The sequence below is a fragment of the Streptomyces sp. NPDC101191 genome, assembly GCF_044767915.1.
In the GTDB taxonomy this organism is placed as follows: domain Bacteria; phylum Actinomycetota; class Actinomycetes; order Streptomycetales; family Streptomycetaceae; genus Streptomyces.
Genome location: NZ_JBIWOU010000004.1, coordinates 634,887 through 647,881 on the forward strand (window position 1 = coordinate 634,887; position 12,995 = coordinate 647,881).

At 72.8% G+C, this 12,995-nt stretch carries 16 protein-coding genes; 7 read left to right on the plus strand and 9 right to left on the minus strand.

The genetic code is table 11. The annotated features are described in order from the left end of the window. Window positions 1-7: 7 nt before the first annotated feature. Both ACIRQF_RS19475 and sigE read right to left on the minus strand, forming a co-directional pair. Entirely contained in the window at window positions 8-709 is a 702-nt protein-coding gene (locus ACIRQF_RS19475) for an anti-sigma factor family protein (protein WP_376632117.1), read from the minus strand. Beyond that, the gene (gene sigE / locus ACIRQF_RS19480; protein WP_376632115.1) at window positions 706-1,464 is read right to left on the minus strand and encodes an RNA polymerase sigma factor SigE; all 759 of its coding nucleotides are present in this window, start codon (window positions 1,462-1,464) and stop codon (window positions 706-708) included. Before sigE ends, ACIRQF_RS19475 begins: the two co-directional genes overlap by 4 nt. A gap of 208 nt (window positions 1,465-1,672) precedes the next feature. Between sigE and ACIRQF_RS19485 the strand changes: the two genes are divergently transcribed. Beyond that, window positions 1,673-2,287, plus strand: a complete 615-nt coding sequence (locus ACIRQF_RS19485; protein WP_376632113.1) for an O-methyltransferase — start codon at window positions 1,673-1,675, stop codon at window positions 2,285-2,287. A 93-nt stretch (window positions 2,288-2,380) separates the two neighbouring features. Here the strand turns inward: ACIRQF_RS19485 and ACIRQF_RS19490 are convergent, their stop codons facing one another. Then, a complete protein-coding gene (locus ACIRQF_RS19490) occupies window positions 2,381-2,548 on the minus strand; it encodes a DUF3117 domain-containing protein (RefSeq protein WP_376632111.1) in 168 nt (55 codons plus the stop codon). A 280-nt stretch (window positions 2,549-2,828) separates the two neighbouring features. Here ACIRQF_RS19490 and ACIRQF_RS19495 point away from each other — a divergent pair, with 280 nt between their 5' ends. Beyond that, window positions 2,829-3,632 carry an enoyl-CoA hydratase/isomerase family protein gene (locus ACIRQF_RS19495; RefSeq protein ID WP_376632109.1) on the plus strand — a complete coding sequence of 268 codons (804 nt, stop codon included), beginning with the start codon at window positions 2,829-2,831 and terminating at the stop codon, window positions 3,630-3,632. Between the two features lie 21 nt (window positions 3,633-3,653). Here ACIRQF_RS19495 and ACIRQF_RS19500 read toward each other — a convergent pair whose 3' ends face one another. Together ACIRQF_RS19500 and ACIRQF_RS19505 are read right to left on the minus strand one after the other, a co-directional pair. Further along, window positions 3,654-4,244: a DNA-3-methyladenine glycosylase I gene (locus ACIRQF_RS19500; protein ID WP_404093562.1), complete on the minus strand. Its 591-nt coding sequence runs from the start codon at window positions 4,242-4,244 to the stop codon at window positions 3,654-3,656. Beyond that, entirely contained in the window at window positions 4,241-4,561 is a 321-nt protein-coding gene (locus ACIRQF_RS19505; protein WP_404093565.1) for a DivIVA domain-containing protein, read from the minus strand. The genes ACIRQF_RS19500 and ACIRQF_RS19505 overlap by 4 nt, the downstream gene beginning before the upstream one ends. A gap of 113 nt (window positions 4,562-4,674) precedes the next feature. Between ACIRQF_RS19505 and folP the strand changes: the two genes are divergently transcribed. Continuing rightward, the gene (gene folP, locus ACIRQF_RS19510) at window positions 4,675-5,535 is read left to right on the plus strand and encodes a dihydropteroate synthase (protein WP_376632104.1); all 861 of its coding nucleotides are present in this window, start codon (window positions 4,675-4,677) and stop codon (window positions 5,533-5,535) included. A 185-nt stretch (window positions 5,536-5,720) separates the two neighbouring features. Here folP and ACIRQF_RS19515 read toward each other — a convergent pair whose 3' ends face one another. Further along, complete coding sequence (locus tag ACIRQF_RS19515; RefSeq protein ID WP_376632102.1) at window positions 5,721-6,470, minus strand: TIGR00730 family Rossman fold protein; 750 nt, start codon at window positions 6,468-6,470, stop codon at window positions 5,721-5,723. Between the two features lie 84 nt (window positions 6,471-6,554). Then, window positions 6,555-7,649, minus strand: coding sequence for a succinyl-diaminopimelate desuccinylase (gene dapE, locus ACIRQF_RS19520; RefSeq protein WP_382483392.1), 1,095 nt, complete (start codon window positions 7,647-7,649; stop codon window positions 6,555-6,557). Between the two features lie 38 nt (window positions 7,650-7,687). On the opposite strand from dapE, the gene ACIRQF_RS19525 reads away from it, so the two are divergent. Next, window positions 7,688-8,626, plus strand: a complete 939-nt coding sequence (locus ACIRQF_RS19525) for a hypothetical protein (RefSeq protein ID WP_404093569.1) — start codon at window positions 7,688-7,690, stop codon at window positions 8,624-8,626. Window positions 8,627-9,017: 391 nt separating this feature from the next. Continuing rightward, window positions 9,018-9,479, plus strand: a complete 462-nt coding sequence (locus ACIRQF_RS19530) for an ATP-binding protein (RefSeq protein ID WP_376632097.1) — start codon at window positions 9,018-9,020, stop codon at window positions 9,477-9,479. Window positions 9,480-9,549: 70 nt separating this feature from the next. Here the strand turns inward: ACIRQF_RS19530 and ACIRQF_RS19535 are convergent, their stop codons facing one another. Together ACIRQF_RS19535 and fdxA are read right to left on the minus strand one after the other, a co-directional pair. Beyond that, window positions 9,550-10,644 carry a bifunctional succinyldiaminopimelate transaminase/glutamate-prephenate aminotransferase gene (locus ACIRQF_RS19535; protein WP_404093572.1) on the minus strand — a complete coding sequence of 365 codons (1,095 nt, stop codon included), beginning with the start codon at window positions 10,642-10,644 and terminating at the stop codon, window positions 9,550-9,552. A gap of 77 nt (window positions 10,645-10,721) precedes the next feature. Further along, window positions 10,722-11,042 (minus strand): ferredoxin, encoded by a 321-nt coding sequence (fdxA, locus tag ACIRQF_RS19540; RefSeq protein ID WP_010474859.1) that lies wholly within the window; start codon window positions 11,040-11,042, stop codon window positions 10,722-10,724. A gap of 112 nt (window positions 11,043-11,154) precedes the next feature. On the opposite strand from fdxA, the gene ACIRQF_RS19545 reads away from it, so the two are divergent. After that, entirely contained in the window at window positions 11,155-12,156 is a 1,002-nt protein-coding gene (locus ACIRQF_RS19545; RefSeq protein WP_404093574.1) for a GNAT family N-acetyltransferase, read from the plus strand. Next, window positions 12,153-12,989 (plus strand): tetratricopeptide repeat protein, encoded by an 837-nt coding sequence (locus tag ACIRQF_RS19550; protein WP_382483388.1) that lies wholly within the window; start codon window positions 12,153-12,155, stop codon window positions 12,987-12,989. Before ACIRQF_RS19545 ends, ACIRQF_RS19550 begins: the two co-directional genes overlap by 4 nt. The last annotated feature ends 6 nt before the right edge of the window (window positions 12,990-12,995 follow it).

A 12,995-nucleotide genomic window follows, 5' to 3' on the forward strand; every position in this document is an offset into this window, starting at 1 on the left:
TCGCCGGTCAGTGGTGGGAGGGACTGGGGGCCGGGGTGACGGTCGGAATTTTCAGGTCGGCGCCCGGAGCGTACGAGAGGCGCAGCGCCGGGCTCGCGGGACGTATGAACGGGGACAGTTCGAGCCGGGCCGGAACGACCGTCGGAGGCGCGGGCTCCGCGCCCGCGTCGCGGCGGGATCCGGACGCGAAGGTCGCCGGGGCGCGCAGCGGGGTGACGTTGTTCCCGGTGCCCTGGCCGCCGCGGGTCGCGTCGAGCTGCATGGTGCCGCTCAGCGCGATGGCCGCGAAGGAGACCGCGCTGGCCGCCGCGAAGGCGAAGCGCCGGCCCCGCCCGGAGGAGCGGTCGCCGACCTCGTGGATACGGAATCCGCTGTCCGGGGTGACGGGCGCCGCCGTGGCGAAACCGTCGGAGCGCACCCCTCCCCGGCGGAAGAGGTCGTCGAAGGATCCCCCCTGGTCATCCGCTCCCCCCGGCAGCCCCTGGAGGCGTGCCAACAGCCCCTCCGAGGGCGGCGGGGGCGCGCTGGCGGCGAAGACGCTCTTCAGGCTGCGCTGCGCGTCGGCCTCGGCCATGCATTTGGGGCAGGTCGCGAGATGTGCGAGGACTCGCTCGCGGGCGTCGTGACCGAGTTCGCCGTCGACGAGCGCGGCGAGCCGGTCCCCGAGATGGTGCTCCGCGGGGGTCGGTGACGGACTGGTGCCACTCACGCCGTTACGCCCTCCCAGCCGACGGCGGCAAGGGCCCGCTCCGCCCGCGCCTCGGGCGAGCGGTGCTTGAGCGCCTTGCGCAGGTGGGAGCGGCCACGGTGGATGCGGCTGCGGACGGTGCCGAGCTTCACGCCCAGGGTCGCGGCGATCTCCTCGTACGAGAGGCCCTCGATGTCGCAGAGGACGACCGCGGCGCGGAACTCGGGCGCGAGGGTGTCCAGGGCCTGCTGCACGTCGGCGTCGAAGTGGGTGTCGTTGAAGGCCTGCTGCGGGGACGGCTCGCGGCTGGGCAGCCGCTCGGCGGCGTCGTCGGCGAGCGCGTCGAAGCGGATGCGCTGCTTGCGGCGCACCATGTCCAGGAACAGGTTCGTGGTGATGCGGTGCAGCCAGCCCTCGAAGGTCCCCGGCGTGTAGGACGACAGGGAGCGGAAGACGCGGACGAAGACCTCCTGGGTGAGGTCCTCGGCGTCGTGCTGGTTGCCGGTCAGGCGGTAGGCGAGCCGGTACACCCGGCCGCTGTGCGTGCTGACGATCTCCTCCCAGCTGGGCGGAGTCCACGCCTGCGATTCCGCGTCCGATGCGAAGGTCGCGGTGGTGGGTGCGGAGTCGGTGGTGCGGGAACGGTCAGCGGTGTCGGTCACGGATTTCGGCTCACCTGCCGAACGGAGAAGGCGACGGAGCACTCCTCTCCGATCCCCAGGCGCAGCCGCACCTCCCCTGTCGGCTCTGGTGGTGTCCAGTGGAGCCCCTACCATAGCCACCTCGCCCGTTAGCTCCGGATAAGAATCTTTACGCGAATTTGGGTCCGGCTCGCGTCCGCGACCCGCCCCGCTTCCTGTCTCTATGAACGCGCGGTCCCATCTGCGGGTTCCCGCGCGCAGCGGATACAGTCGACGCCTGCGTCAACTACGGCGTCCATGACGGGGACAGGAGAGGGCCATTACCGCCAACCGGCAGACGAGCTTGGCGTTCGCCGAGGCCTTTGTCGCCGAGGACGAAGCGCTGCGCTGGGCCCGTGACCGGGCCCGTGAGGCGGGGCTGCCCTCGGTGTCTCCGGGCACCGGCGCCGCGCTGCGCCTGCTGGCGGCGACGGCGGACGCCAAGGCGGTGGCGGAGATCGGCACGGGCACGGGCGTGTCCGGCATCTACCTGCTGCTGGGGATGCGGCCCGACGGGGTGCTGACCACCGTGGACATGGAGCCGGAGCGTCAGGCGCACGCGAAGGCGGCGTTCCGCGCGGCGGGTTTCGCGGGCAACCGGGCCCGGTTCATCCCGGGCCGGGCGCTGGAGGTCCTCCCCCGGCTCGCGGACGGCGGCTACGACCTGGTCTTCTGCGACGGCGACCGGCTGGAGCTCCTGGACTACCTCGCTGAATCGTTGCGCCTGCTGCGACCGGGCGGTCTGGTCTGCTTCGAGGGCGTCTTCGCGGACGGGCGCACGGTCGACTCGGCGGCCCAGCCGGCCGAGGTGCAGCGGATACGCGAGCTGCTGCGGACCGTACGGGAGAGCCGGGAGCTGCTGCCCACCCTGCTTCCGGTGGGCGACGGTCTGCTGTGCGCGGTGCGCAGGGGCGTCTGAGCCCCACCCCGGTGCCCGGCCCCCGACACACCGCTGCCCCGGCGCGGTGGTCACCGTGCCGGGGCAGAAGCGGAAATGCGCGCGAGGCGCGGGTCAGCCGACGACTTCTCGCAGGGCTTCGCCGAGCGCCTTCGCCTCGTCCGGGGTCAGCTCGACGACGAGCCGGCCGCCGCCTTCGAGCGGAACGCGCATGACGATGCCCCGCCCCTCCTTGGTCACCTCGAGCGGGCCGTCACCCGTCCGCGGCTTCATGGCCGCCATGCTCGTTCCCCTTCCTGAAACCAGCTCAACGTCAGCATCGAACACGATTGCTTCCCGGTCATTATCCCGCATCACAGGACCCGATGACCAACATCAGGTGGCATCGCTTCCGCAACGCGCTTTCACAAAGCCGCACATTTCGCCGATCCACCTGCGATACTTCGCCGCCATCGGTCGCCGTCCGGGCGGCGATTCTTTGACGCAGCTCACATGTGCGGACCCCGTGATCTCCGCCATGCTGGGCCAGTCAGACGACGCGAAGACGCGAAGGGATCCCTTGATGGCCGACACGGTGCTGTACGAGGTGAGCGACGGGCTCGCCACCATCACGATCAACCGCCCCGAGGCCATGAACGCGATGAACGTGGCGGCCAAGGTCGCCTTGCGCGACGCGGCCGAGGCGGCCGCCGCGGACCCCGCCGTACGGGCGGTGCTGCTCACCGCGGCCGGCGACCGCGCGTTCTGCGTGGGCCAGGACCTGAAGGAGCACGTGGGGCTGCTCCTCCAGGACAAGGAGACCGGCACGAGCAGCACCATGAACACGGTGCGCGACCACTACAACCCGATCGTGCGGGCCCTCACCGGAATGGCGAAGCCGGTCGTCGCAGCTGTGAACGGCGTCGCGGCCGGCGCCGGCTTCGGCTTCGCGCTCGCGGCCGACTACCGGGTGGTCGCGGAGACGGCCTCCTTCAACACCTCCTTCGCCGGTGTGGCCCTCACCGCCGACTCGGGCATGTCGTGGACCCTGCCGCGCCTCGTCGGCCACAGCCGGGCCGCCGACCTGATGCTCTTCCCCCGCTCGATCAGCGCCCAGGAGGCCTACGAGCTGGGCATCGTGAACAGGCTCGTGGCCCCGGACGCGCTCGCCGAGGAGGCCGCGAAGGTGGCCCGCGCGCTGGCCGAGGGCCCGACCGTCGCCTACGCGGCCCTGAAGGAGTCCCTCGCGTACGGCGCCGACCACTCGCTCGCCGAGGCCCTGGAGAAGGAGGACGAGCTCCAGACGAAGGCGGGCGCCTCGGAGGACCACACGATCGCCGTGCAGGCCTTCATCGCCAAGGAGAAGCCGAAGTACCTCGGCCGCTGAGCGGACCGGCCGGGCGCCGGCTCAGCGGCCGGCGCCGCGCGCCAGGCAGTCGGCGAGGTGGTCGTCGACCAGACCGCAGGCCTGCATCAGGGCGTACGCCGTGGTGGGGCCGATGAAGCGCAGACCGCGCTTCTTCAGGGCCTTCGACAGGGCCGTCGACTCGTCCGTCACCGCCGGTACCTCGGTGACGGACGCGGGGGCCGGGCGGGCCGCCGGGTCCGGTGCGTAGGACCAGATCAGCGTGTCGAGCTCGCCCGGCTTCCAGTCGACCAGGATCTTCGCATTGGCGATCGTGGCGTCGATCTTGGCGCGGTTGCGGATGATCCCCTCGTCCGCGAGCAGCCGCTCCCGGTCGGCGTCGGTGAACCGGGCCACCTCGGCGATCCGGAAGCCGGAGAACGCCTTCCGGAAGCCCTCACGGCGGCGCAGGATCGTGATCCACGACAGTCCCGACTGGAAGGCCTCGAGGCACAGGCGCTCGAAGAGGGCGTCGTCGCCGTGGACCGGGCGGCCCCACTCCTCGTCGTGGTACGCCACGTAGTCCTCGGCCGACAGACCCCAGGGGCAGCGCAGCCGGCCGTCCGGCCCCGCGATCGCCCTGCCGTCGCTCACTCGCCCTCCTCCTCGCCCCGCCGCCGGGCGCCCGCCAGGGCGGCCTCCAGGTCGGCGATCCGGGCGTCCCGCTCGGCGAGTTCGGCGCCGAGCCGGTCCAGGACGTCGTCCACGTCCCCCATCCGGTAGCCCCGGGCCGCCACGGGGAGGCGCAGCGCCTCGACGTCGCCCGGGCCGACCGGGCGGGTCGCGGGAAGCGGATCCACCAGTTGCTCGGGCGCCGCCTCGGGCAGCACCTCACTGTCACCGCCGCCGACCACCGCCAGGGTGACCGCCGCGACGACCACGACCATCGTGATCAGCAGAAACCAGAACACCTGCGCGCCTCTCCCCGTCCGTGGAAAACGTCCCGTGCCGATCGTGCCATGCGCCACCGACAGTTAGGGTCGCAGACGAGGCAGGCGACCGGTCGCGAGGGAGGACATAAAGGATGCTGCGCTTGGGACGGCGTGAATTCGGGCCGCACGAGCCGGTGATCATGGCGATCGTGAACCGGACCCCGGACTCCTTCTACGACCAGGGAGCCACGTTCCGCGACGAGCCGGCGCTCGCCCGCGTCGAGCAGGCCGTGGCCGAGGGCGCCGCGATCATCGACATCGGCGGGGTCAAGGCGGGCCCCGGCGAGGAGGTCACGCCCGAGGAGGAGGCGCGGCGCACCGTCGGCTTCGTCGCCGAGGTGCGACGGCGCCATCCGGACGTCGTGATCAGCGTGGACACCTGGCGGGCGGACGTCGGCGAGGCGGTGTGCGAGGCGGGCGCGGACCTGCTCAACGACGCGTGGGGCGGGGTCGATCCGCGGCTCGCGGAGGTCGCGGCGAAGTACGGGGCGGGGCTCGTGTGCACCCACGCGGGCGGCGTGGAGCCGCGGACCCGGCCGCACCGGGTCGCGTACGAGGACGTGATGGCCGACATCCTGGGCGTGACGGTGGGCCTCGCGGAGCGCGCGGTGGCGCTGGGCGTGCGGCGGGACGGCATCATGATCGACCCGGGGCACGACTTCGGGAAGAACACGCGGCACAGCCTGGAGGCGACGCGGCGGCTGGGAGAGATGGCGGACACCGGATGGCCGGTGCTGGTCTCCCTGTCCAACAAGGACTTCGTCGGCGAGACGCTGGACCGGCCGGTGAAGGAGCGGGTCCTGGGAACCCTTGCGACGACGGCGGTGTCGGCGTGGCTGGGCGCCCGGGTGTACCGGGTGCACGAGGTGGCCGAGACGAAGCAGGTACTGGACATGGTGGCGTCCATCGCCGGGCACCGGCCGCCCGCGGTCGCCCGCCGCGGGCTGGCCTAGGCGTCGGGGCGCCGGTGTCGTGACCTGCCCGGCGCTGCCCTGACCTGCCCGCCAGTTCCTGACCTGCCCGGCGCTGCCCTGACGTGCCCGTCGGCCCGCCCGTCGGCCCCTCCCCGGAACCGGTCCCGGGGAGGGGCCGACGGACCGTTCACGTCCGACCGGCCCCGCAGGACCCGGGCGCTCGGCTAGCGGCCGACCTCCTTCGTCACCAGGGCGACCGCCTCGTCCACGTCGTCCGTCACGTGGAAGAGGAGGAGGTCCTGCTCGGAGGCCTTGCCGCCCGCGACGACCGAGTCGCGGAGCCAGTCGACGAGACCCTTCCAGTACGCGCTCCCGAACAGGACGATCGGGAAGCGGGTGACCTTGCGGGTCTGGACCAGGGTCAGGGCCTCGAAGAGCTCGTCGAGGGTGCCGAGGCCGCCCGGCAGGACGACGAAGCCCTGCGCGTACTTCACGAACATCGTCTTGCGGACGAAGAAGTAGCGGAAGTTGACCCCGATGTCGACGTGCGGGTTGAGGCCCTGCTCGAAGGGCAGCTCGATGCCGAGTCCGACGGAGATGCCGTTGGCCTCGCGGGCGCCCTTGTTGGCCGCCTCCATGGCGCCGGGGCCGCCGCCCGTGATCACCGCGAAGCCGGCCTCGACGAGCGCCTGGCCGAGGCGGACGCCGGCCTCGTACTCGGGCGAGTCGGGCCTCGTGCGGGCCGAGCCGAAGACGCTGATCGCGCTGGGCAGTTCCGCCAGGGCGCCGAAGCCCTCCACGAACTCGGACTGGATGCGCATGACCCGCCAGGGATCGGTGTGCACCCACTCCGAGTCGCCCTCGGTGTCGAGCAGGCGCTGGTCCGTGGTGCCGGGCTGGACCTGTTCACGGCGCCTGAGCACCGGTCCCAGCCGCTGCTCCTCGGGCTTCATCGGCTCCTCGGCTACACCCATGGCCGGCTCCTTTCACCGTTCCACTGATCTTCCGGTCCGGTCAGGGTAGGACCACAGTGGTGACGAAAAGCGAAATTCCGGGAATCAGTCGGTCAGCCAGTCGCGGAGACGTGCCTCGCAGTGGTGGATCCGCTCGACGTGCACGTGCTCGTCCCGCTTGTGCGCGTAGAGCGGGTCGCCGGGGCCGTAGTTGACCGCGGGGACGCCGAGCGCGCTGAAGCGGGCGACGTCGGTCCAGCCGAACTTGGGGTGGGCGCTGCCGCCGACCGCCTTCATGAAGGCCGCGGCGGCCGGGTGGGAGAGGCCAGGCAGGGCGCCGCCGCTCTGGTCGTCGATCACGAACTCGGCGACGCCGCAGTCCGCGAAGACCTCGCGGACGTGCGCCTCGGCCTGCTCCGGGGAGAGATCGGGGGCGTAGCGGTAGTTGACGGTGACGACGCACTCGTCGGGGATGACGTTGGTGGCGACGCCGCCCTCGATGCCGACCGCGTTGAGGCCCTCGTGGAACTCCAGGCCGTCGATGACCGGCTTGCGCGGCTCGTACGCGGCGAGCCGGGCGAGGATCGGGGCGGCGCCGTGGATGGCGTTGGAGCCCATCCAGGAGCGCGCGGAATGGGCCCGCTCGCCCTCCGTGCGCAGCTTGACGCGCAGGGTGCCCTGGCAGCCGCCCTCGACCTCGCCGAAGGAGGGCTCCAGCAGGACGGCGAAGTCGCCAGCGAGCCACTCCGGGTGGGCGCCGGCGATGTGGCCGAGGCCGTTGAGGTCGGCGGCGACCTCCTCGTTGTCGTAGAAGACGAAGGTGAGGTCGCGGTTGGGCGCGGGGACCGTCGCGGCGATGCGCAGCTGGACGGCGACGCCCGACTTCATGTCGGAGGTGCCGCAGCCCCAGAGGATGCCCTCGTCGTCGAGCCTGGAGGGCACGTTGTCGGCGATCGGGACGGTGTCGATGTGTCCGGCGAGGACGACCCGCTCGTCCCGGCCGAGCTGCGTGCGGGCGACGACGTTGTTCCCGTACCGGTCGACGGTGAGGTGCGGCAGGGCCCGCAGGGCCTGCTCGATCGCGTCGGCGAGCGGCTTCTCGGTTCCGCTCACGGAGGGGAGGTCGACGAGGGCGGCGGTGAGCGCGGCGCCGTCGAGCGTGAGGTCCAGGGAGGTCGCGAGAGGAGCGGTGTCAGCCATGTGTCGACCCTAACTCGGCCTCCAGTACGGTGGGGCGCGTGTCCGAGCCCAGCCGTGTCCCCCGTCCCGCCCGTCGCGGTCGTCCCGCCCGGTTCGCGGCGGCGTTCGCCGTGCTCCTCGGCCTGGTCGCGTATGTCGCGGTGCACTACGTCACCGGCAGCAAGGGTGCGCCGCGGTGCACGGTCGGAACCGGAGCGAACCGGTACGAGTTCACTCCGGAGCAGGCGTCCAACGCGGCGACGATCGCCGCCGTGGGCACCACCCGGGGACTGCCCGAGCGGGCGGTCACCATCGCGCTGGCGACGGCGCTCCAGGAGTCGGGGCTGCGGAACATCCAGCACGGCGACCGGGACTCGCTCGGCCTGTTCCAGCAGCGACCCTCGCAGGGCTGGGGGACGCCGGAGCAGATCCTGGACCCGGTGTACTCGTCGGGGCGGTTCTACCAGGGCCTGGAGAAGGTCCCGGGCTATTCGCGGCTGCCGCTGACGGTGGCGGCACAGAAGGTGCAGCGCAGCGGTTTCCCGCAGGCGTACGCGAAGCACGAGCCGGACGCGACGCTGCTCTCGGCGGCGCTGACCGGCCGGGCGCCGGCCTCGCTGTCCTGCACGGCGGACGTCAAGGAGGGCCGGCCGGGCGATCCGGCCCGGGTGCGCGCCGAGCTGGTGCGGGCGTTCGACCCGGAGACGGCGCCGAAGCCGGACGTGAAGGGCGCCGGGGCGGCCGGCGCGATGGCGGCCGGGACGGCCGCGGTGGAACTCACGGTGCCGGTGCGGGAGAACCGCCGGGAGCACAGCACCCGGGAGCAGCGCGGCTGGGAGCTGGCGCAGTGGGCCGTGGCGCGGGCGGACGAGCTGCGCATCGCGGAGGTGTCGTACGGGGACCGGGTGTGGGTCGCGGACGACGCGTCGGGCGACTGGGAGCCGGCGAAGTCCCGGGGCACGGACGGTTCGGCGGTACGGATCAGGCTGGCGCGCTAGGCCGGGCCCCCTCGGGCCGGGCCGGATCGGGGAGGCCGGGACACCGGGCCCAGGAGGATCCGGGAGGCCGGCGCCAGGTCCTGTCCCGACCGGATCGGCGGGGCGGGCATCCGTGCGGGCTGTCACCCGGACGTGTCTTAGGGCCGGTGCGCGGCGAAGCTCTGCGGACAACTTCCCAGGGGGCTGACATGTCACCGCAAGGCCCTTGCGCCGCAAGGGAAGTGACGGTTCGGCACTCCCCGCCGCATTGACGCGTTCGTCCGGTTTCCTCCCCGCCCGACAATACGACGCATTACTCAGTCTTTGCCTTCGGCGTCCGCAACCTCCCCCGCCCCGGGGCCGGTTGTCACCGCGTAATCGACCTCGTCGTCCTCTCCGTCGAAGGAGCACCATGTCCCTCCCCCTGACCCGTCGGATCGCCCGCGCCGCCCTGCTCGTCGCGGCCGGAGCAGCCCCCGTGGTCGGTGCGGCCGGCTCCGCGAGCGCCATGGACCACACCCTCGCCCCGGCCGGCCTGTCGGGTCTGACCGCCCTGGACGCCACCGCGGCGGGCTCCACCGTCGACACCGCCTCGCAGACCGCGACCGGCGTCGTCGGCGACACCGGCAGCAAGGCCGTCGGCACCGCCCTCCCGGCCGCCGGCGAGACCCTCGGGACCGCCGGCAAGACCGCCACCCCGGCCGCCCGGAAGGTCGCGGGTGACACCGCCGGCAACGCCGGCGAGGTCCTCGGACAGACCGCGGGCGCCGCCACCGAGAGCGCCGAGGCCCCCACCGGCGGCGCGGTCGGCGCCCTGCCGACCGGCAACCTGCCGACCAACGGCCTGATGGGCGGCCTGCCGATCGGCGGCTGACCGCCGCACCACGCGTGAGGGCCGGGGAGCAGCGCTCCCCGGCCCTCACGCGTGTCCGCGGTCCCCGGTGTCACCCCAGGCGCTTGACCGCCGCCTCGACCCGCTCGTCGGTCGCCGTGAACGCCACGCGCACGAAACGCTCGCCGGCCGTGCCGTAGAAGTCGCCGGGCGCCACCAGGATGCCCTTGTCGGCCAGGTAGGCCACCGTGTCCCAGCACGGCTCGTCCCGGGTCGCCCACAGGTACAGGCTGGCCTCGCTGTGCTCGATCCGGAAGCCGTGCCCCTCCAGGGCCGCGCGCAGGCCCGCGCGCCGGGCGGCGTACCGGGCCCGCTGCTCGGCCACGTGCTCGTCGTCGCCGAGCGCCGCGACCGTGGCGGCCTGCACCGGGGCGGCGGTCATCATGCCGCCGTGCTTGCGGATCTGCAGCAGCTCGCCGAGGACGGCCGCGTCGCCCGCGATGAACGCGGCCCGGTAGCCGGCCAGGTTGGAGCGCTTGGACAGCGAGTGGACCGCGACGATCCCCTCGTACGAGCGCCCGCAGACGTCCGGGTGGAGCACGGAGACCGGGTCGGCCTCCCAGCCCAGCTCCAGGTAGCACTCGTCGGAGAAGACGAGCACGCCGTGCTCGCGCGCCCAGGCCACGACCCGGGTCAGCTCGTCCTTGCCGAGGACCTTGCCGGTCGGGTTGGACGGGGAGTTGAGCCACAGCAGCTTCAGACCGGCCGGGTCGAGCTCCGTCGGGTCGTCGTAGACCACGGGCTCGGCGCCGCAGAGCCGGGCACCGACCTCGTAGGTCGGGTACGCGAGCCGCGGGTAGGCGACCCGGTCGCCGGCGCCGAGGCCGAGCTGCGTCGGCAGCCAGGCCACCAGCTCCTTGGAGCCGACCACCGGCAGCACGTTCTCGTGGGCGAAGCCGGTGGCGCCGAGCCGGCGCTCGCACCAGCCGGTGAGCGCGTCCCGCAGCTCCTTCGTGCCCCACACCGTGGGATAACCCGGCGTGTCCGCCGCCGCGACCAGGGCCTCCTGGATCAGCACGGGAACGGGGTCCACGGGGGTGCCCACGGACAGGTCCACGATCCCGTCCGGGTGGGCCGAAGCGGTCGCCTTGTAGGGCTCCAGCTTGTCCCAGGGGAACACGGGAAGACGCGAAGAGACGGCGCTCACGGAATGACTCCTCGTAGCTACGGAATACGCATCGGTCCCGTACAGCGGCGAGGCCGTACGGGACCGAGGGCGAATGATCAGCCGTTCTGCGGCGGCAGGGCGGCGATGAAGGGGTGGTCGCGCTCGATCAGGCCGAGCTTGGAGGCACCACCGGGCGAACCGAGCTCGTCGAAGAACTCGACGTTCGCCTTGTAGTAGTCCTTCCACTCCTCCGGAGTGTCGTCCTCGTAGAAGATCGCCTCGACCGGGCAGACCGGCTCACAGGCCCCACAGTCGACGCATTCGTCCGGGTGGATGTACAAGGACCGCTGGCCCTCGTAGATGCAGTCGACGGGGCACTCCTCGATGCACGCCTTGTCCTTGACGTCGACACAAGGCTGCGCGATGACGTAGGTCACGCTGTCGTTCCTCCTCGATAGGGCTGGTCTGCGCGGGAGCGCGGTGTCGTCGATGCCCGCCCCTAGTATCTCCGTTCTTGGGGACGATCCGAACAGGAGGGGCTCAGAAGCTGTGGAATTCACCGGTGGAGGACGTCTCGAAGTCCGCATTACCGCCTCTGACGTGGGGAAACGCGTCTCGGTGCGGTACCTGACGGACTCGGGTACGCCGGGTGAGACCTTCACCGACGCGGTCGGTGTTCTCACATCGTGGGAAGCGGGTGTGCTGCTGATCACACGCCGGACCGGCGAGGCCGTCCGGATCGTGGAATCGGCCCTGGTCGCGGGCAAGGTCGTCCCCGCCGCGCCGGCCCGCCGGCGCGGTCCGGCCGCCTCCTTCGCCGAACTCGCCCGGGTAGCGGCCCGCGGCTGGCAGCCGCTGGAGAGCGAGGCGCTCGGCGAGTGGACCTTGCGGGCCGCCTCCGGGTTCACCCGCCGCGCCAACTCGGTCCTCCCCCTCGGCGACCCCGGCCTGCCCCTCGACGCCGCGCTCGACCGCGTACGGGCCTGGTACGCGGCCCGTGACCTGCCCGCGTACATCCAGGCCTCGACCGGCGCCGAGGGCACCCAGGAGGTGCTGTGCGCCGAGCTGGAACGGCGGGGCTGGACGCGGGAGGTCTCCGCCGAGGTCCGCGTCGCGGGCCTGGCCCCGCTGGGCGACCTCGATGCCGACGTCACGGCGGTCCGCCTCGCCCCGTCCTTCGACGCGCACTGGCTGCGCCGCTACCAGCGCTTCGGCGAACCCGGCCCGCACGTCCTGAAGGTGCTCGGCAGCGGCCCCCGTGTGTGGTTCGCGTCCGTACCGGGCACGGAAGACATACCGGCGGCGATCGGACGCTGTGTGGTGGACGGCCGCTGGGCCGGCTTCATGGCGGTGGAGGTCGCCCCCGAGCACCGCCGTCGCGGCCTGGCGACGGCCGTCATGACGGCACTCGCCCGCCGGGCCCTCGACGAGGGCGCGTCGGCGGCCTGGCTCCAGGTGGAGTCGGACAACGACGGCGCTCGGGCGCTGTACGAAGGGATGGGCTTCCACACCCACCACCACTACCACCACTACCGAGAGACGGACGCGTGACCGACGGAGGCGGCGTGACCGACTGGCGGCGGGAGTTCGCGGAGGAGGCCCGGGCGGAGCGGCCCGACCTCGTCCGGCTCTGCCTCCTCCTCGGCGCGGTGGCCGACCCGACGGTGACCCAGGCCGACCTGGACTCCGCCGAGATCGAACTGGACCGGCTGGCCGGACTCGTGCCGTACGGGACGCGGAGCCCCGACGCCTGGGTCACGGCGCTCGCCGACCTGCTCGGCCGGCACGAGGGCTTCCAGGGCGTTCCCGCCGACTACCAGCGCCTGGAGTCCTCCCTGCTGCACGAGGTGCTGCGGCGCCGCCGCGGCCTGCCCATCCTGCTCTCCGTGATCTGGATGGAGGTGGCCCGCCGGGCCGGGGCCCACGTCTACGGCCTGGGGCTGCCCGGCCACTTCGTGGTCGGCTTCGGCGATCCGGAGGACCTGCACCTGGCCGACCCCTTCGCCGGCGGCCGCGCCATGACCGGTGCCGACGCGGAACTCCTCGTCGCGGGCGCCACCGGGGAGGCCCTCGACCCGTCGATGCTGCGCCCTGCGACACCGGCGGCGATCGTGCTGCGCATCCTCAACAACATCCGCGCCTGGGCCTCGGCCCGTCCCGAACGCTCCGACGTGGCCCTCTGGGCCGTCGAGCTCTCCCTGCTCCTCCCCTCCCACCCGGCCCGCCTGCGCTACGCCCGCGCGGAACTCCTCGTCCAGCGCGGCGACTTCCTCACGGGCGCCGCGGAGATGGAGGCGTACGCGACGATCATGGACGCGGTGGAGCCGAGCGCGGCGGAGACGATCCGGCGGAAGGCGAAGGCGGCGCGGGCCCTGCTGAACTGACCCGCG